At 41.6% G+C, this 19,990-nt stretch carries 19 protein-coding genes; 6 read left to right on the plus strand and 13 right to left on the minus strand.

The genetic code is table 11. The annotated features are described in order from the left end of the window. Positions 1–2: 2 nt before the first annotated feature. From speB to C509_RS0114930, 12 genes are all read right to left on the minus strand, one after another. Positions 3–962 carry an agmatinase gene (speB, locus tag C509_RS0114870; protein ID WP_018707721.1) on the minus strand — a complete coding sequence of 320 codons (960 nt, stop codon included), beginning with the start codon at positions 960–962 and terminating at the stop codon, positions 3–5. 44 nt (positions 963–1,006) lie between these two features. After that, positions 1,007–2,161 carry an iron-containing alcohol dehydrogenase gene (locus tag C509_RS0114875; protein ID WP_018707722.1) on the minus strand — a complete coding sequence of 385 codons (1,155 nt, stop codon included), beginning with the start codon at positions 2,159–2,161 and terminating at the stop codon, positions 1,007–1,009. A gap of 22 nt (positions 2,162–2,183) precedes the next feature. Then, positions 2,184–2,831: a cyclase family protein gene (locus C509_RS0114880; RefSeq protein ID WP_018707723.1), complete on the minus strand. Its 648-nt coding sequence runs from the start codon at positions 2,829–2,831 to the stop codon at positions 2,184–2,186. Then, positions 2,821–3,639, minus strand: a complete 819-nt coding sequence (locus C509_RS0114885; RefSeq protein ID WP_018707724.1) for a carbon-nitrogen hydrolase family protein — start codon at positions 3,637–3,639, stop codon at positions 2,821–2,823. Before C509_RS0114885 ends, C509_RS0114880 begins: the two co-directional genes overlap by 11 nt. After that, entirely contained in the window at positions 3,636–4,994 is a 1,359-nt protein-coding gene (locus C509_RS0114890; RefSeq protein ID WP_018707725.1) for a purine-cytosine permease family protein, read from the minus strand. The genes C509_RS0114885 and C509_RS0114890 overlap by 4 nt, the downstream gene beginning before the upstream one ends. A gap of 792 nt (positions 4,995–5,786) precedes the next feature. Next, positions 5,787–6,803: a phenylacetaldoxime dehydratase family protein gene (locus tag C509_RS0114900; protein ID WP_018707727.1), complete on the minus strand. Its 1,017-nt coding sequence runs from the start codon at positions 6,801–6,803 to the stop codon at positions 5,787–5,789. Between the two features lie 189 nt (positions 6,804–6,992). Continuing rightward, on the minus strand, positions 6,993–8,105 hold the full coding sequence (locus C509_RS24040) for a carbon-nitrogen hydrolase family protein (RefSeq protein WP_018707728.1): 1,113 nt from the start codon (positions 8,103–8,105) through the stop codon (positions 6,993–6,995). A 79-nt stretch (positions 8,106–8,184) separates the two neighbouring features. Continuing rightward, positions 8,185–9,606 carry a purine-cytosine permease family protein gene (locus tag C509_RS24045; protein ID WP_018707729.1) on the minus strand — a complete coding sequence of 474 codons (1,422 nt, stop codon included), beginning with the start codon at positions 9,604–9,606 and terminating at the stop codon, positions 8,185–8,187. Between the two features lie 34 nt (positions 9,607–9,640). Further along, positions 9,641–9,811, minus strand: a complete 171-nt coding sequence (locus C509_RS26170; protein ID WP_018707730.1) for a hypothetical protein — start codon at positions 9,809–9,811, stop codon at positions 9,641–9,643. Positions 9,812–9,885: 74 nt separating this feature from the next. Next, on the minus strand, positions 9,886–10,032 hold the full coding sequence (locus C509_RS26175; RefSeq protein WP_018707731.1) for a hypothetical protein: 147 nt from the start codon (positions 10,030–10,032) through the stop codon (positions 9,886–9,888). 392 nt (positions 10,033–10,424) lie between these two features. Further along, positions 10,425–11,600: an FtsW/RodA/SpoVE family cell cycle protein gene (locus tag C509_RS0114925; RefSeq protein ID WP_018707732.1), complete on the minus strand. Its 1,176-nt coding sequence runs from the start codon at positions 11,598–11,600 to the stop codon at positions 10,425–10,427. A 173-nt stretch (positions 11,601–11,773) separates the two neighbouring features. Then, positions 11,774–12,373, minus strand: a complete 600-nt coding sequence (locus C509_RS0114930; protein ID WP_018707733.1) for a spore coat protein — start codon at positions 12,371–12,373, stop codon at positions 11,774–11,776. A 455-nt stretch (positions 12,374–12,828) separates the two neighbouring features. Here C509_RS0114930 and C509_RS26180 point away from each other — a divergent pair, with 455 nt between their 5' ends. After that, on the plus strand, positions 12,829–12,978 hold the full coding sequence (locus C509_RS26180) for a lmo0937 family membrane protein (RefSeq protein ID WP_018707734.1): 150 nt from the start codon (positions 12,829–12,831) through the stop codon (positions 12,976–12,978). Between the two features lie 309 nt (positions 12,979–13,287). Here C509_RS26180 and C509_RS0114940 read toward each other — a convergent pair whose 3' ends face one another. Next, the gene (locus C509_RS0114940; RefSeq protein WP_018707735.1) at positions 13,288–13,734 is read right to left on the minus strand and encodes a GNAT family N-acetyltransferase; all 447 of its coding nucleotides are present in this window, start codon (positions 13,732–13,734) and stop codon (positions 13,288–13,290) included. 495 nt (positions 13,735–14,229) lie between these two features. Between C509_RS0114940 and C509_RS0114945 the strand changes: the two genes are divergently transcribed. From C509_RS0114945 to opp4C, 5 genes are all read left to right on the plus strand, one after another. Then, positions 14,230–15,213 (plus strand): ABC transporter ATP-binding protein, encoded by a 984-nt coding sequence (locus C509_RS0114945; RefSeq protein WP_018707736.1) that lies wholly within the window; start codon positions 14,230–14,232, stop codon positions 15,211–15,213. Continuing rightward, positions 15,210–16,229, plus strand: coding sequence for an ABC transporter ATP-binding protein (locus C509_RS0114950; protein WP_018707737.1), 1,020 nt, complete (start codon positions 15,210–15,212; stop codon positions 16,227–16,229). Before C509_RS0114945 ends, C509_RS0114950 begins: the two co-directional genes overlap by 4 nt. 87 nt (positions 16,230–16,316) lie before the next feature. After that, positions 16,317–17,978, plus strand: coding sequence for a peptide-binding protein (locus C509_RS0114955; RefSeq protein WP_026319884.1), 1,662 nt, complete (start codon positions 16,317–16,319; stop codon positions 17,976–17,978). Positions 17,979–18,056: 78 nt separating this feature from the next. Further along, complete coding sequence (locus tag C509_RS0114960; protein ID WP_018707739.1) at positions 18,057–19,007, plus strand: ABC transporter permease; 951 nt, start codon at positions 18,057–18,059, stop codon at positions 19,005–19,007. 11 nt (positions 19,008–19,018) lie between these two features. Beyond that, positions 19,019–19,930: an oligopeptide ABC transporter permease gene (gene opp4C / locus C509_RS0114965; RefSeq protein ID WP_018707740.1), complete on the plus strand. Its 912-nt coding sequence runs from the start codon at positions 19,019–19,021 to the stop codon at positions 19,928–19,930. Positions 19,931–19,990 lie beyond the last annotated feature (60 nt).

Below are 19,990 nucleotides of genomic sequence, written 5' to 3' on the forward strand. Positions count from 1 at the left end.
TTTCATTTATTCTTCAGATGGCGTCTTTTTTTCAATGCTATAAGTGTGATCATCTCGTAAATGACGGACGATGCGAGAACAGCAGTGATTTCGTTCGCATCATATGAAGGAAGTACTTCCACCAGATCAAAACCGACAACATCCAAGCCGTCCAGTCCGCGTACGTATTCCAATGCCTCATAACTCGTTGGCCCCCCGACTTCAGGTGTACCTGTACCCGGTGCATAGGCCGGATCAACGAAGTCGATGTCATAGGTAACGAATACTGGACAGTCTTTCACACGCTCATGGATTCTTTTCATAACATTTTCGAATCCTATTTTACGTACTTCCTTCATCGGGATGACTTCAAAGCCGAGATCTCTTGCATCTTGAATATCGCCCGGTCCGTAAAGCGGTCCCCTCATGCCGACCTGGATGGAGTGGTCCATATCGAGCAGCCCCTCTTCAGCTGCACGTCTGAATGGGGTGCCATGCATGTATTTTTCACCGTAATAATGCTCCCACGTATCCCCATGGGAATCGAAATGTACGAGCGCTATTTTGCCATATTTTTTATGGAAAGCGCGCAAGTTTCCTAATGAAATAGAATGGTCCCCACCCATGATGACCGGAATGACATTTTTATCAAGAAGAGGTGTCAGCTCCTCAACCATATTGTCGTACGTACGAAGCGCATTTCCCGGAATAACGTTGATATCTCCGTAATCAACACCTGAACAATATTCGAATATATCAATATCCATATCGGGATTGTATGGACGAAGAAGGACGGAAAAATCACGAATATGTTGAGGACCGAATCGCTGTCCTGTCCGGTTGGATGCTGCCGTATCAAAAGGTACGCCAAGAACGGCAAAGTCTATGTCATCTGTTGTTTTCACTTGTTCCAGTCTCATAAAAGTTCTATTCCCTACAAAGCGAGGTGATTGTGATGAATCTTTCGGTTTATATTTTGGCATCAATAGTCCCCCTTAGCATCTTAGATGTCAAGCCTATAGCAAATTTATTCGCTAAATGCTTCTTCAATAATTTCCAAATATTCCTCTTCAGACATTTCTTTAGCATTACTTTCGTCCATTGGAGTTTCTTTCGCTACTTTCGCTAAATGTTTAAAGTCTTCTGGTGTCACTCTTTCCAATTCATTAAACTTCGGCAGATTTAAACTTTTCCTCAATTCCATGATGATATTGAATCCTTCTAGGGCCGCCTCTTCTTCGGATGAGAAATTCTTCTCAGCTCCTAATAAATAGGCTATTTCCGCATGCCTGGACGGATCAGCTTTAATATTACGCTTGAAAACAAAAGGTAAAAAGATGCTATTTAAAACGCCATGTGGCAAATCGTAATAACCGCCTATCGCTTCGGAGAGACAGTGTACACTCCCTACATTGGAATTGTTAAAGGCGATTCCTGCCATCATGCTTGCATTCAACATCGCTTGACCCGCTTGCTGATTCTTTGAATCACTAACTAGATCCTCAATATTTTCCTTAATCATTACGATAGCCTTATATGCTAAGGCATCTGTCATTGGTGAGGCAAAACGGGAAGTATAAGCTTCTATCGCATGGGTCATGGCATCCATTCCAGTACTCGCGGTAACAGAAGGCGGAAGGGTTCTTATTAAATCAGAATCTAGCAATGCCATTTTTGGTGCTACTTTAGGGTCAACTATCCCCATCTTAAAGTTCCTTGCTGTATCTGTGATAACCGCAATCCATGTCACTTCACTGCCGGTGCCTACCGTTGTAGGAATACAAATTAAAGGAGTGATTTCCCTTTGAAGTGTAAAATCACCTTCCCAATCCTTTATACTGCCTTCATGAGTCAGTAAAACACCTACACCCTTAGCAAAATCCATTACACTTCCACCACCAACAGCAATAAGACCATCTACGGAGTCCTCCAACGCACGAGTGGCAACAGTTTCAACTTCTGTATTTTTCGGATTCGGATTGACATGATCATAAATGGTGATACTAAGGCCTTCCTGTTTTAAACTATTATAAATTCCCTCCAACAGGCCGGCTTTAACAATTGCCTGATCTGTCACAATCAGTACATTTTTTGCACCATATTCTTTTAAATAAAATCCGGCCTTCTTAGCTACACCCGGTTCAGATAATACATTTGTTTGCATCGTAAATTGAAAGTTCATTTATATACAGCTCCTTTTAATGTTAACAATCTATTGCAATGGCCCTCACAGGCGACCCATCCCCGTTTGTAACTTTTAGGGGAAGCGCAATAATCAGCGGGTTGTCAAAGGTGATCTGATCAAAATTAGTAAAGTTCTCTCCGATAATTCCATTTACTGCTGTTATCGCCTCATGAGCCGGGAATTCTTCGCCAGTCGGCGGATCAACATTCAAAGCGTCTATTAAAAAGGTACGGACGCCAAGATCAAGCATCTTTACTACGACTTCAATATCCAGGTAAGGATGATTGAAATATTCATCTTCTCCTAAATACCTTGTCCAGCCAGTGTGGATTAACGCCACTTTTCCCGGTCCAAGCTTATTGAGATAAGGGGCTGCATCTTCGAGCGTGATGGCCTCCCCGTGATCTTTATGGGTGGCGGGAATCAAAACGCCTTCTCCAATAAAGTTTTCCAACGGAAGCCGCTCAATTGTTTTTCCCTCTCCCCTGATATGAAAAGGAGCATCCACGTGCGTCCCTGTATGGGAACCTATATCTAGATAAGCAGTATTGTAGCCATGCTTCTCGATTGTCGTTGCCGGCCGTATATTCGGTTCGGGGTCCCCGGGAAATACAGGGAGATTGTTATCCAACGGTAAGGATAGATCCACTATCTTTTTAATTTTCATGGCGTTCCCCCCTCCATTGAACCGAATACAAATCTGACCGTTCATCTGATCTCATAGAATAGAAGTTTTCTTTAAGCTCCTGCCTTTTTCCAAGATTTATCTCCGCTGTAGCGAAACTGCTTGCTTCTGTCTTGATGCCGCTTATCGTATCTCCATCCGGCCCATAAACGGCAGATCTACCGAAAAATTGAATATCGCCTTCTCCGCTGGTAAAATTGCATGTCGCCAAATAAACGGTATTATCCATTGCCCGTGCCGACGCCATCCGCTCGTACGGCCCCTCATAAGGACTCTCCCAAGCGCTTGGTGCGAGAATGATATCCGCCCCCTGCTTTTCAAGTAAACGGGCCAGTTCTGGAAAGGCCATATCCCAGCAGATCATAAAGCCGAAAGTGCCAAGCTCGGTTTTTACTGTAACTAGCTTGTTACCCGGTGAAAAAAGGTGCTTTTCCAAAGGCGTCAAATGCATTTTCTGATAAGTTGCCAAAAGGTCGCCTTCCGGATTAATCAAATTCAATGAATTAAATAGTTTGCCATCTTTTTTTTCAATAAAACCGTAACATATATACAGTTCGAACTTTTTCGCCAAACCGGACAGGAAACTGAAAGAAGGACCGTCTGCGGACTCCGCTTTGGCCCTCACATGATCTTCGGAAAATATATAGCCGGCAGCAGCAGCTTCCGGAAACAAAATGAGCTTTGTTTCCGGATGCTTTTGCATACAGTCAATGATATGGGATTCCATTAAAGGTAAATTGCCTCCACAATTAAAATCATCCTGTACAACGGTTAGTTTCCAATTTGTCATACCGCTTTCTCACCTTCCAGCTTTTCTATTGAACTCGAACGCATCACTTTTGCGAGTACAACATAAAGGATTCCTGATACAAAGAACGTCAGAACAGTGGATCCAATCGCCAGCGGACTTACATATGTGAAGTAGAGGGCGAAAGCAGCGCTCAATACATAGGCAACATATGCAGCAGGATGAACACCTTTTACATAGCGGTATAAGCCTTTGTTATCAAGAGCAATATCTTCTGCGTCATAGCGTCTCTTTTTCACAATATAATAGTCTGCCAAAACAATGGCGAAAATAGGAATATATAGTGTTGCGATGAAAAGGACAAAATCAAAGAAGTGCGTCATTAACCTCTCCTTGAGCAAAGCACCAGATACTGTAATGATCCCCAGTACAATTGCCGTCTTCCAAAAGGACGTTTTCGGAAACACATTCAAAAATGACATGTTGGCACTATATAGGGCCATCGCATTCGTCGATACGACTGACAGAAATACAACTATCGCAGCAATCAATCCGAATCCGTGAGCCGCAAGCAATACTACTGGATCATAGGTTTGCTCCATTCCAAGCGCCAGACTGAAACCGCCAACGGCTGCCCCTAGGCCGAATGCAACCATCGAAGCCAGTACATATCCTAGATAAGTGGCGATCATTCCTCCTGTTTCCGACTTAGCGCTCCGGTTATAGTCACATACTGAAGACATCCAGGAAAAAGCGGTTGCAATGACGATGTCGAAAGCGATGATAAACGTCGTTTCTGGGTTTTCCGATAATTGAAGTTGGATCAAAGCATGAACATCATATGCCGTGAACAATTTATAAAATACCATGAATGACAATATGAGCATGGCTGTAGAAATGAAACGCTGTGCAGTATCAATTCCGCGTATCCCGTAAATCGTAATCAGAACAACAATTGCCTGGGTTAAAATTGTAAATAAATTGATATTGCTATACCCTGTTAAATAATTTACGGCATAATCAAAACTCATCCCAGCCATATAAGCTTGAATCCAGCTCCAGCCAACAAGAATGATCGTATTTGCAGCAGCTGGCAGTATTGAACCTTTCTGTCCAAAAGCAGCCCGGGTGATAACCATCGTAGGCAGCCCTGTATTGGTTCCGACCCTTCCCATGAGCGCAATTGGAATGGCACCAATGGCCGAGCCTAGAAAAATAACCTTTAATGCATCCATAAAGGAAATGTCTGGTAGTAACAACATTCCAGTTAATATCGTTGTAATAACAAAGTTAGCTGCTACCCAAATTGAAAAAACACCAAAAAACCCTACTGTGCGCTGCTGCATTGACAGCGGGCGTATATTATCATTGCCTAGTGTGGCTTGTAATCGAGCCATCTTAATTTCCCCCTCTTGGTTGTTTCTGTATTTTTTCTCTATCTATATTCATAACTGATGCAAAAAACATGCCAACTAAAAAACCACTTGAATAGAAGGCGTTTTCATCGTTTTAATTCACAATTGAATCGAACAGGGAATTTTTAATGCATAAATGGATTTTAATTTGAATTTGAATCGTTTGTTTTCATACCCACCCGGCCCCATATTGATCCCTTACTTTATTTTACGTAGTGGAGGACTCCACCAAAAATTATCGCAGGAATGGATACTGATAATAATGAAAAACAGCGGAATCTTCAAATGTAATTGGATTTAAAATGAAAAACCAGTGCCATTGCAATTACAAGGGCTGCAATTACCGGCTAATTAAAACATAGCCAATAGTAATAAGGTTTTCCGGAATATGTTAAATAAAGGCTGCGAATATCAAGTCGCCTACTATGCAGAATAAATAATCCACGAGGAACCCGTACAACGGCCCAAAGAAGATTCCACACTGGACAGTCCCTTTTTAACTCTATAGATGATGATAAATATACCTACATACAACATGACTGTTACAAACCGTTGATTTCCGTTACAGGCGGACGCTTTCCGTGGGTGTGGCGCTTCTCCCTTGCGGGGTCTCAAGGTTCACGTTATTCCCGCAAGACCCGGAAAAAGCTTCTTCGAATAAGCATCCCACGAAGGAAATGCGAAGCATTTTCGGGGAGTCGCCGCCTTCCACTACAATCAACTAAGTGCTCTCTTCCTCTTCAATATAAGCCGATGTAATAAAATTAACTCATTCTATAATTTTTTATGGGTAAATGAAGACAGTAGTCCTGTGTCAGGCTGACAATAACAATAATAAGTTTCGACATCTTCACTTTTCAGAACACTCACTTCATGCCACAGGCTGATATCTGATTTCCCTTCTTGCATTTTTAAGATTTTAAAATAAGTACCGTATATAGAAAGATGAGTTGGATGGGAAGCAGCCCATTTTTCAAGAGCTGATAGGGATTTAAAATACGCGAGAACAGAGGTGATTTGCAATTCATCTTTGTTTGGGCTCATTTCAGTTACTTTTTTAATGTCAATACACGAATCTAGTATGTCAGAGAGAAACTTTATTCCGGTATCTAATACAGGCTCCATTACTTCCGCATAAATTTGCCTCTCTTCTTCTGAAACGTTGGATAAGTTTTGCACGGTTCTGATAAAACAAATATAGTCCGGAACAGTTATAGACAATTTCTTAGAGCTTGTTTCATCTCCGTATATTTTTTTCTGTTTGTTTATTTCTTGGGAAAGAAGCTGATCATACGCCGATGCTGGAATTCGGTCGCGCATAGCGCCCCAATACTCATGTACTTCAGATAGTTGCATCTTTAAAAAGTTAGATACCCCTTCCTTCCCACTATTTCCGGAATGACTAGATTCAAAATATTCTACAGGGATCTTTAGCATTTCATACCAAAAGCCGGTAACGCGGGAGCTACATTGTTTATATCCATCTTCCTCTATCCATTTTTTCACTATTAGGGAGTCCTTCCATTGAATATAATCTTCCACATGTAACCAATACACCAAGAAGAGAATGTTTGTGTAATTATTTGATTGGGTATGCCAGGCTATATCTATATGAGAAGGTCCGTACTTTCCTTTAAATACTTCTTGAACACTCTTAAGATCAACACCTTCTAATTCGAGGTTCTTTCCTTGCAGCGAAAATTGTCCAAAGACAAACCGATCGACACCTTCTGGAAACACGGTAATATATGAATCATTTAACGTTTTATGATTCTTGGGCATGTTTTTCATTGGTATGCCCCCCCTCTCTTCGACATATTTTTTACCTGAGTCTTTGTCAAAGTATGTTACCTACTTTTACATCAAAGGCATTCCAATTCAAACTAAATCATAAAAAAGAATCCTTTATAATGGCGGCAAGGTGGTTCCTGCCCAAATCCAATATAAAGGATATCAGCCATGAAAAAGATGGTAAGTTAATTACCTCTCATTGCGTAATTTACTTGTAATTTCCAATAAGTGGGCCTTTATTTCTTGCAATGTTCCTTCATCGTCCGTTGCCCTCGTTGTCTTAATCGTGTCTACCAAATGTCTGTATTCAGTATTGTTATAAGCAAGTTGTACCAAATCAGGGCGTGAATAATGCCCTAAAAGATCAAAGCCATTTTTTGCAGCTTTTATCATTGTTCCATCTAATTCTGCAACGATAAGGGCTTCTTTATCATAAACCGGTTCAACGATGTAGCAACCAAACGGATCAACGATCGAACTGCCGCCATTGGCCCAATCCCAGTTGGTTTTTTCTTTATAAGGGAAGTCATCCGGTACTTCATCAGCCGGCTGGTAACCACACGCACTAATGACAAAAGTTTGCGCTTCAAATGCGTGGGCTCTGATCGCCGGTTCAATATCGCTAGTATTATAAGACTGAGGATTTTTTGATTCTTGATCTACATAAGTCATTTCATCTGTTGGGAGTCCGCTCCATGTACCCGGCCAATTAGCAATGTGAATTTCTTCTCCCTGCAAGGCCATTAGTGCCCTAATCAATATCATATGGTTTTCCCAGCAAACTAAACCGCCAATACGTCCAATATCCGTATCGTATACTTTGAGATTGTCTCCGCCTCCTCCCATGCCGTGAAAACATCTTTCTTGGTTGGTTGGAACTACTTTTCTATGCCTTCCATATAAACTCCCTTTTTTATCAAAATACAGCATCGTATTGTAAAGTGTACGGGAACCCACAGCATCATCCAGCTCCGTACACCCCATGTTAAGATGAATATTTGCTTGACGGGCTGCCTCTCCCAATAAAGCGGTATCTTCCGTCCCAACAACAACTGACTCCTCTTGAAACTTCACATGGACATCAAACCAATCAGTAGACGGATCGTTATATCCCTGTTGCCAGTATGGAAATGCCGGAATAAAAGATTCCGGGAAAACAATAAGGTCTGCTCCTTCTTTGCCTGCCTTATGAATGTAATCTATTGCCTTTTCAATTGTCCTTTTTTTATCCAAAAAAACAGGTGAAACCTGGGCTATTGCTACAGTAATTTTATCTTTTCCCCCAAATATTGCCTTCCCCATTTTGTAACTCCTTTTAATATCGTTAATAATTGTTATATAAGCTCAACAGTAAAATCTCTTTAAACCTCGATTTTTAACCTTATGCACTTCTTTCGCCTTTCTCCCTTTTTTCAGGTATATCATAACCACCCATTCCTTTCGGAATAACAAAAAGCTTTGTGATCACGTAATATAGGATGCCCGCCAAAAGCATTGCTGGCAATGTAGCAGAAGCGTAATCGAAGAAGATTGAACCTTCAAAACTGATTGGATCGAGTATTAAAAAGTATACGAATACCGAGACAGCTACCGATATGATTGGGGTTATATTGTATCCACCAACAAAGTCATATGGCCTTCCAGATGTATCTAAATAGAGGGCTCTCATATTTATTTTCTGTTTGCGTAAGATATAGTAGTCCACAAACATGATAGCCGATAGCGGCCCGAACACTGTTCCACACGCTGCTAAAAACAGGCTAAAGTTCCCATATATCGCGTCAGGGAAGAAGGCAAATACAGCTGTACAGGCTAAAAATATAAATGTTAGTCTTTTCCAATCCATGACTCTAAAAAACTTTATCTGTTTTAAAGCTAAACAAGTAGAGTAGACAAGAGATGTCATGGAGGTAACATTTGCAAATGCAATAAAGACCAAAGCAATCAAACCTAGTATCGGTCCACCTATCGGAATCATCCATGCAGTTGGATCACTATCCCCGACAGCAAGCCCAGCCAAAAGTCCAATCATTGTGCCTAAAACGGCGCAAATATTAATTCCAATCATATTTGGCCATAAGGAAGCCCGCTCTGATTTTGTTAAACGTGCCAACCCCCCCATGATGGGCCACCAGGAAAACCCTGAACCGAGACCAAGCTCAAATGCAACGATATAGTTGTGTAAATCGTTTGGAAAAGGTGATGTTGGTTCCAATGCTAACATTTCACCAAAGCTGTATTTCTGAGACAGCATGTAAAACATAACGATTAACATGGTTACCAACAAAGGGGCTACAATCCGGTTTAACCAATTGATGGAGTTGGAACCCTTTGAAACAATTAACCAGCTTATCAATATAGCCAATAGCGAGAAAACGATAACAACTTTGTTAGAGACAGGTGGCGTATTCGTTACTGCTCCATAAACATTACTGCTTGCTTTCCCGAACATTACGGCCAATGTTGCCACCCATCCAAATTCTACAATTACCATTAAAATCACAGGAATCTTGGTGCCTTTTTTTCCAAATATACTTCGTAAAAATACGTACTGGTCAATCCCAAACCTGCTTGATGGAATCGCGTTTGATAAAGCCACAAGAAGAACGGAAACGGTGTTTCCCGCTAACGTGGCAATGAACCCCATTTTTAAACCAACGAATAGCGATAATGTACCCCCAATCAAAAAGCTCCATGTCGCAATGGCCAGTCCAATATTCACCATTGAAAAATCAAAGCTTCCCCAGGTCCTTTCTTTGGGAAGGAGTGGCAATAGATCGCTTTGTCCATTAGATTTTCCCATTAGATAACACACCTCTTTCATGATTAGTCATTCTTTATAAACTCCTACCGAAAATTAATAATAAAATGGATAAAATACTAAACACCCATACCAAAATATAGTCAATCCGTCTTAGCCTTTTATCAGGTGTGTCGGTTTGTCTTATTATCTCAATTCTCTTTTCCAATTCTTCCACAAATTCCTGATCGAACTCAGAAGTTTTCATATTTTTACCCCTCCGGAATCTAAAATTCCCATTTAAATGTATATTTAGATTATTCCTATTAACCGTTTTCAAGGTCATTCTTTAGTAATCAATGTGATCATTTCATAAATAAAAGCCAATGGTAACACTGCTGTTTTTTCGTCTTCTCGTAAACGCCTATTCTCAACAAAGATGGATGATTTTTCTGGTTTTATTTTGGCATCGTTTTCATCCACTTTCATAAAATGCCTGTCATTTCTCTTGTAACCCTTTTTAAAAGGAGCGATATTTTATTAAGATATCCGACAACCTATTTAAGGTTAGTAGAAATCTCACACCATCCCATTATCCAACATCAATGAGTTCAATTCATATAGATTCCCCCTTAAATGAAACGATACAAACCTGTTCGCTCACCTAACTGCACAGTCAATCTTTTTTTAATTTAAAACAATAGTTGCAAATAACATGCCAATTAGAAAAGCACTTAAACAACCATTATGTTGATATATGTCGAAAAAAGTTGATTTATTTTTGAATTAAGAGCTGTAAATACTGATTTACAATTGCATCGCGATCCACATTTGCATTATTGTCTTAAAAATAAAGACGGCCCGCATTGCGGACCGCCTCTTTAATCATTCGATGAAAACATATATTTTTTAAAATGGTAGCGTATTGACATGATAATCCCGATTGCCAGCATATTCGAAAGCAGCGAGCTTCCACCATAGCTGATGAATGGAAGCGGGATCCCTGTAATCGGCAAAAGTCCGATTGTCATACCAATGTTCTGAAAAACGTGAAAGGCAATCATCGAGATCACACCCACGCATATGTAGGAATAGAATGGATTCTTAGTATCCAGCCCAACTCTTGTAATCTGATAAATAAGAAGGAAAAAGAGACTGATAATGATGCTTCCGCCGATAAAACCGAACTCTTCACCGAGTGTACTGAAAATAAAGTCGGAATGGCTTTCCGGCATGTATACTTCCCTGTTTCCAAAACCTTTTCCGCTCGTCATTCCCGAACCGATCGCTAAAAGCGATTTTACAAGCTGGAACCCTTCATTCGACTGATACGTGTATGGGTCAAGCCATGAATAAATCCGTTTGAACTGATACTGCTTTACGCCAAGGAACTTTAAATACTGCGGCATTTTGATCGCTATATAGAGGACCGTTCCACCAAGCAGGGAAACACCTGTAAAGATTGGGACAAGCAGTTTCCAAGTGATTCCGGATACGAGAACCATCCCAAGGAAGATGGCCAAAAAGACCAGTGATGTTCCAAGGTCAGGCTGTTTTAAAATGAATGCTACCGGAACTGCTGTTGCCAACCCTAACTTTAATAAAAGCCAAAAGTCCGTTTTTGTCGTTTTATGGATGAATTTCACATGGTGATCCGTCGCAATTCTTGCCAATACCAAAATGGTAAATACTTTCATGAACTCTGACGGCTGAATGGCACCGGCGCCGGGTATGAAAAACCAGCTTTGTGCGCCGTTTACCTTTCTTGTAAAATCAATATTTTCAGGCGCAAGGAATAAAATGATAAGCATGACAAGGCCTATACCATATAAATACCAGGAAATCTTCCTAAGCTGTTCCGAGTCAAACTGCATGACAACAGCGGCCACTATCCCGCCAATCGTATACCACATGACCTGCTGCAGGACGAAGTTTGTTTTGTATTGCCCTGTTGTCTGAGCACTGAATATAATGACCAAACTCGCTATCATCATTAGCATTATCGTTAAAATGATCCCGTAATCAATTTTTGGGATTTGTCTTCTCTGTGAGGTCATTCCATTATCTCCTCTTTACAAAAAATCACACTGTAACCATCTTAACATTATACTGAATGATGGATGATTTAAAAAGGATCAAATTTTGTCTAATTCTTATAAAGACAAAAAACTGCTCCCATTTAACGTGTTTGCCCAAATAAAAAGGCAGTCGCTCGGACTGCCTCCTTCCATTACTGTAAAAAGGTTGGTGGTTGCTCCTGCTGTCCTCCGAATAGGGGAGGCTGCGGTACAATTTGATACATGCTGCTCACCATTTGGATATCATCCTGCGGTGCCGGGGATAGCGGATAATAGCCTTTTTGAGTCATATATTGCCATACATCGTATGAATGTCTGCTGCTGTTCAGAAAAGCATTCTCCAGGAATGTCCTCAACTCGGGAGTTGAACATTCCAGTACGGCGCTTGCATAATTTTTGGCCGCGGCCTTCTGATTGAGCAAATAAGCCAAGGCTATTTCTCGGTCTGTATGAGTTGTTGCGTCCGTTCTTGGGGCTGATGCGCTGACTACTTGCGGAGGTGCCGTGTAATTATCCAATTTTCTAGCCAAATCATCCGGCTGGAATTTTGTAATATCGGGAGTAGAGGCACTTTGGACAAACTCTACCTTTAAATTGTAGTCTGCGATGTGTTTAGGGTAATGCCTTTCAAGCATTGATTTCAATTCCGGATCTTGCGCTTGATTAATAAACGCCCCCATACAAGTGACCGTATTATAACAGCTTGCAATCAATTCAGTCAGATCACGAAATTCATGTGCTGCCAATTGCATTTTTTTCACCTCCATTTGTCTGCTCTTATTTTTGTTTAATGTGGCAGATTTATTCCCATTTAAAAAAATATGAAGTTGAATATCTTTTGCAAAAGGCAAACGGACTTATATCTATTTAAAATCGGCAGTAAACTGCCATCCTCTTTGGTCCATTGCCTTTTAAAATAAATGATCCAACTCTTTTGCGAGCTGAGAATATACAGGGATTTATCTATATATTTGTTTCAAAATCGTAGTTATCTTGAGGTGAATGATGGACCAATCCTCCGGTAATGAGGGATTTATGTTTTTCCCATATAAAAAGGAATTACGTATGGTCCCTTTATTTTTCCTTTCCCGCTTATGCAAAACTTACCAGCCACATCCTTCTTTTACCAAAATGCGAATGGTTTTAATTCCCTGTCACCGGGTAAACATAAGACAAGCGAGCTTTACCACGAAGGGAAGTGAAACCGATGCTTTGGACAATCATTGGAATCTTGCTTGTCTTATGGATTCTTGGCCTAATAGTTAAAGTCGGCGGCGCACTCATTCACATTCTACTTGTTGCAGCTGTCATCATTTTTATCATCAATTTAGTTACCGGAAGAAAAAAAACAGGGTAATCAAAAGCTACAAGGTCCTGCCCAAACCCCTTGACGAGCCCTGGAATAAAGCGATTTTTCAGGGAAGAGCAACGGAATTTTGGCTTTAAGAGGATGCGTTATAGACTGTCATGGAGTGGCTTCGGCAAAATATATAAAGATAGACGCTACTGAATAAGACATAGTTGCCTCAAGCAGCGTTTGGTTTAATCCTTGCGTTCGATGGCTAGGACCTCTTCCCCCTGCGAAACTGGGCGAATTTATAAACAAATCATTTTTGTCAAGAGAATCAAAGACCGCTCCAAATATAGGAGCGGTGTCTTTATATACCTATTCCATTCTCAACAGCATATCCGCATGCGGGATCCCCTCATCCAAATATACTTCCGAAATCGTTGTAAATCCGAGAGAACCATAAAAAGGAAGCAAATATTCCTGAGCTTGCAGCTTGACGGACTTTTCTTTCAACTCTTCACGAATAAACTCAAGAGCCCTTGTCATCAATTCAGTGGCCAGTCCACGTCCTCTATATGATTCCTTCACCAATACTCTTCCTATCGATAGTTCCTCATGAGCTGTTCCAGATGGTAATATCCGCGCATAAGCCAGAATCTCATTTTCATTACAGGCATATAAATGGTATGAAACCTGATCAAAATCATCAAGCTCCCTGTATGCACATTGTTGTTCCACAACAAAAACATCCACACGCTCCCGCAATATGCTATAAAGTTCATTGGTTGTCAATTCATTAAATGTTTTTAATTTCCACTCCATTTAAAGCATCCCTCTTAATGTCATTTTTCTTGAGATGATTATAGCATGATTCATTTTTGTTTTGCTCAGCAATGTTTAACAACGGTATTTGGGCGACAATAGTGTAGTTCTTGATGTTGACAATTAAGAGCGTTTAATGACGGATCAGTATCATAGATATTCATTTTCCCGCTCTTCAATATTTTGTTTGAATGGTGTTAAACAGAAAAAGGATCTAGCTCTTTTTATGGGTACTATATATACTTAGGGAAAATACAGTAGAATTTAGAAACCATCATAATTTTGCTTTAAAAAGCATATTTTACTATGACGGATGAACGCAAGTTCAAATTCATGATGACATCCTTCAACAGTCCTATGAATAGACCATATGGCTCATGTACTCAAATAGAAAGCTTGATATAGTATTATTAGTTTCTTCTTATAGTTATAATTACCTGAATACCGAAAATTTTTTCCACTGCAACCATGTACCCAAGGACGGTGATTTTTAAAATGACAGCATTACTTGATGTAAGAAATCTAAAAACTCATTTCTTTACGAATAAAAAAGTAATCCCGGCAGTGGACGGAGTGGACATCAAGATTAATAAAGGAGAAACCGTTGCGCTAGTCGGAGAGTCCGGATCAGGAAAAAGCATCACTTCCCTTTCCATTATGAAATTAGTTCCAAGCCCTCCAGGTGAAATTGTAGACGGCCAAATATTTTTTAATGGAGCTGACTTGGTAGCGCTTCCAGAAAATGAAATGTACCGTATTCGAGGAAATGATATATCTATGATTTTTCAGGAGCCGATGACGTCATTAAACCCCGTTCTGACGATTGGGGAGCAAATTACGGAAGTGTTGGTTTACCACAAAAAACTCTCCAAAAGGGAAGCCGACAAAAAAGCCATTGACCTTTTGAAAATGGTGGGCTTTTCACGTGCAAAAGAAATGCTTGATGAATATCCACACAGGCTTTCGGGCGGAATGAGGCAGCGCGTCATGATTGCCATTGCCATGAGCTGCAATCCGAAGTTGCTTATTGCCGATGAACCTACAACCGCATTGGATGTGACCATCCAAGCTCAAATTCTCGACTTGATGAAAGATCTGAGCAAACAGTTTCATACCTCCATTCTTTTAATCACCCATGACCTTGGTATAGTTTCGGAAATAGCCGACAAGGTGCTCGTCATGTACTGTGGACAAGTTGTTGAGGAGGCTTTGGTGGATGACTTGTTCAATGAACCTTTGCATCCATATACTGTCGGCCTGATGAAGTCAATCCCATCCATTGATGACGATGACGAAAAACTTGTGCCTATACAAGGAAACGTCCCCTCCCCTGATCATTATCCAAAAGGGTGCCGATTTGCCTCCCGTTGCCCGCATGCGTATGACCGTTGCCTCCAGGAAGTCCCCGACTTGATGAAAGTCGGAAACTTACGGTCCGTGCGCTGCTTTTTATACGAAGAAGAGGAGGCTACATCATGACGACAAGCTTTAAAAAGCAGAAGCAGCTGAATAAAAAAGAAACGGAATACATGCTGGAAGCTATTGGCTTAGCCAAACACTTTCCAATCAAATCAGGTGTCTTTCAAAGGACCACTGGGCAAATCAAGGCAGTCGATGGCATTTCCCTCTTTGTAAAAAAAGGGGAAACATTAGGGATTGTCGGTGAATCGGGCTGCGGTAAGTCGACAGCAGGGCGGACATTCATCCGGTTATATGAACCTACAGCAGGAAAAATCCTCTTTAAAGGTATGGACATTTCCCATCTGCCGGAAAGTACCCTGGGCCGCACGGTCAGAAAAAATATTCAAATGATTTTTCAAGATCCATACGCTTCAATAAACCCGCGGAAAACGCTAAAATCGATTTTAAGCGAGCCGCTGATCACCCATAAATTATATGACCGGAAAGGCCGTGAGGAAAAAATATCTGATCTGTTGCAAAAGGTTGGATTCAACCCTTCCTTTATTAACCGGTATCCGCATGAGTTTTCCGGCGGACAGCGCCAGCGGATCGGGATCGCCCGCGCCCTTGCCCTTAATCCGGAGCTGATCATTGCGGACGAAGCTGTATCTGCATTGGATGTATCCATTCAGGCACAGATCATCAATTTAATGGAAAATTTGCAGGAAGAGTTCGGTCTTACTTATATTTTTATATCTCATGATCTGAGTGTTGTCCGCCACATAAGTGATCGGGTAGCGGTTATGTATCTTGGAAAAATCATGGAATTTGCAAGAAAAAAAGATTTATATGAGAACCCGCTTCATCCTTATACTCAGGCCCTGCTATCTGCTGTTCCTATCCCTAGAAAACGTGGAGTAGAGAAGCGGGAAAGGATCGTTTTAAAGGGAGATTTGCCAAGCCCAGCCAATCCTCCTTCCGGCTGTGTATTCCACACCCGCTGTCCGGCGGTGATGGATGTATGCCGGAAAATCACACCCGAATTCAAAGAGATGAAAAAGGAACATTTTGTTGCTTGCCATTTATATGAGTGACGGCAATCTCCAACGCTTTGAAAGGGGTGATTCATGATAGAGTGATCTCCTGTTCATTTGAATACCAAAATATATTTAAAAGGGGGCATGACAATGAGAAAACCGGCTTGGCTAATATTGTGTATGATGCTTGTTCTATCATTGTTTCTAGCTGCATGCAGCGGCGGTGGTAAAACATCTACGGATGGAGACAAATCAGCGGAAGATGATAAAACGGCCGAGAATAAAGAACCTGTAGACGGCGGTGACCTCGTCATGGGATATTCCGGGTCACCCACTCTCTTTAACTCGCTGTATTCGGATGATAATGTGAGCGGAGATGTCGAAGATTTGATTTTCGAGGGCCTTGTCGGCTCAAACAAAGAAGACTTCACTCCCAATACAGATGAGCTGGCCGAAAGCGTCGAAGAATCCGAGGATGGGTTGACGTATACGGTCAAGTTGAAAGAAGGCGTCAAGTTCCACGACGGGGAAGATTTGACTGCCGATGACGTTGTTTTCACATACAATATACCACTGCATGAAGATTATGACGGACCTCGAAAGTCTAATTTCGAAGCATTGGAAAGTGTTGAAAAAGTTGACGACTTAACGGTTAAATTCCACATGAAAAAAGTCGACGCGCAATTCCATGCGGTCGGCCTGAGCTTTAAAATTTTACCGGAACATATTTTGAAAGACGTCCCAGTAGCTGAACTTGGTGACCATGAATTCAACACAAAAAATCCGATCGGTTCGGGGCCATTCAAATTTGTAGAATGGAAAGACGGAGAATATTTGAAAGTCGAAGCTTTCGATGACTACTACCAGGGCCGCCCGCATTTGGATTCCATTACATTGAAATTTGTCCCTGATGCCAATGCGATGCTAACACAGCTCCAAAACCGCGACATTGACTTTTGGGACGGAGTTCCACCTTCAGACATTGAAACGGTCAAATCGTTCCAGGATGATATCGGCATCAAAGTGGAAGAAGGATTGGCCCTTCAATATAATTTCTTCGCTCCCAACTTGAGAAATGATTTGTTTAAAGAGAAGGAAGTACGGCAAGCGATCACCCATGCGATTGACCGAGAGACAATCGTAAATGAAATCGTGGAAGGCCACGGGGAAGTGGCCCATGTTCCAGAAAGCCCATTGAGCTGGGCATATAATGAGGATGTGCCGCATTTTGACTATGATCCGGAAAAAGCGAAGAAAATGCTTGCGGATGCTGGTTGGAAGCCAGGAAGTGATGGCATTCTTGAAAAAGACGGCAAGAGATTCTCATTCGAAGTGAAAACAAACCAAGGGAATAAAGAAAGAGAAGATATTGTTGTATTATTGCAGGAGCAGTTGAAGGAAGTGGGCATTGAAGCGAAGCCGAAGGTTGTGGAGTTCAGCTCACTGATTGCGGATATTGATCCGGGCGTCTGGAATTTTGACGCAATCGTTCTTGGCTGGTCACTTGCTACAGATCCAGATCCAAGCGCGATTTACCACACGAAAGAAATTGAGAAGGGGCTCAACTTTACAGGCTATTCGAATCCAGAACTTGATCAATTGATGGATGAACAGCTTCAAGAATTAGACCAGGAAAAACGGAAAAAACAACTCGGTGACATTCAGGCTAAGCTTGCAGAAGAGCAGCCGTACACTTACCTTTATTATCCGACTGAATTCCGTGCTATGCCTGCTGAATTGGAAGGCTACGAATTCCACGCAAAAAATAGGATTTACAAGCCTCACCAATGGTGGCTGAACAAATAATAACCTGCTCAAAGATATGGGAAATGGATGCCCATTTCCCTATCTTTGTATGATTAGACAGCGGAAGGAGCATAGCGAATGATTTCATATATTATTCGACGGGTCCTCATGGCCATACCTTTATTGCTCGGGATCACTATTCTATCATTTGCAATTATCAAAGCCGCTCCCGGAGGACCGACATCTTTGTTGATGGATCCAAACGGTAAGCCGGAGGACAAGGCAAAACTTGAAGAAAAATACGGTTTGAATGACCCTGTCTATGTTCAATATGGAAAATGGCTGGGAAATATGGTTAAGGGGGACTTCGGTACGTCTCTGATTCGTAGAGGTATGCCAGTTAGTGAAATGATTTTAAACAGGCTTCCAAACACCCTGTTGCTTATGGTAACCTCCACAATATTAGCATTCCTCATTGCCGTGCCACTCGGTATTTTTTCCGCTATGAGACCTTATACGAAGCTGGACTATACAGTCACAGTGGGTTCTTTTCTTGGAGTAGCCACACCAAATTTCTGGCTTGGAATCATGCTGATTATTTTTTTCGGTGTACAACTTGGGTGGTTTCCTACAGGCGGGGTCGCAACGCTTAACGCCCCTTTCAGCATATGGGACAGGCTCCACCATCTGATTTTGCCTGCCTTTGTTCTGGCTGCAGCAGATATGGCTGCTTTGACCCGCTACACACGTTCCAGTATGATGGATGTCTTGCAGCAAGATTATATCCGGACGGCCAAATCGAAAGGATTTAAAGAGCAAACAGTCGTGTTAAAGCACGGACTACGCAACGGGCTGATTCCCATTATCACTATGTTCGGACTGATGCTCCCGAATTTTATCGCAGGAGCGGCCATCACCGAAACGGTTTTCAGCTGGCCGGGCATCGGGAGATTGTTTATTGAATCCGCTTTTACTCGTGATTATCCTGTTATCATGGCAGTGACAGTCTTGACAGCTGTATTTGTAGTGATCGGAAACTTATTGGCGGATATTTTATATGCCATTTTTGATCCACGGATTGAGTATTAGGGGGGATTTATATGTTACAGACGAACTTTGAACCGACAAAGAACAATTTGAATATGAACCCCGTAATAAAAGATAAACCGGAAACACTCACCAAAATTTTCATTCGTAAGTTTATCAAAAACAAATTGGCCGTATTTGGCGCGATAGTCCTTTTTTTAATTATATTTTCCGCGATGCTCGCTCCCTGGATTGCCCCATATGATCCTGGAGCGACCAGTCTTGCCAATAAGCTGGCGCCTCCCAACTTAGATAATTGGCTCGGTACTGATCGATTTGGGCGTGACATTTTTTCCCGCATTTTATATGGAGGAAGAATTTCTCTTCTTGTAGGTTTTGGTTCGGTGGCAGGAGCACTAATCATCGGAACAACTATTGGCGCTATCGCCGGCTATTACGGCGGCCTGGTTGATGCCATATTGATGAGACTCGTCGATGTGATGATCTCTATTCCTACGATATTCTTGCTGATCACCATCGTAACGATCTTTCAGCCAAGCGTAGACAAACTCATCCTTGTATTTGCCATCACATCATGGACCACGACTGCTAGAATCGTACGGGGAGAATTTTTAACACTAAGAACTAGGGAGTTTGTACTCGCCTCAAGGACGATTGGAACAAAGCCAATTAAAATCATCTTTGGCCATATATTGCCGAATGCCATGGGCCCCATTATTGTTACAGCTACCTTGCTTGTCGGTACTGTCATCTTGACAGAAGCTGCATTAAGCTATTTGGGTCTCGGCGTTCAGCCGCCTACACCTAGCTGGGGGAATATGCTGGAAGACGCACAGAATTTTACAGTTCTGTTGAAAGCACCCTGGTACCCTGCTTTTCCCGGACTGTTAATCTTAATTACGGTTTTGTGCTTTAACTTTGTAGGAGACGGTTTAAGGGACGCCATGGATCCGAAGGGAGAATAAGAAGAGCGAAGGTGCCTTTTATCGATGTACACCCTTGCCAATATCCACTAAAAAACTGTT

Source organism: Siminovitchia fordii DSM 16014 = CIP 108821 (assembly GCF_000374565.1).
In the GTDB taxonomy this organism is placed as follows: Bacteria; Bacillota; Bacilli; order Bacillales; family Bacillaceae_C; genus Siminovitchia; species Siminovitchia fordii.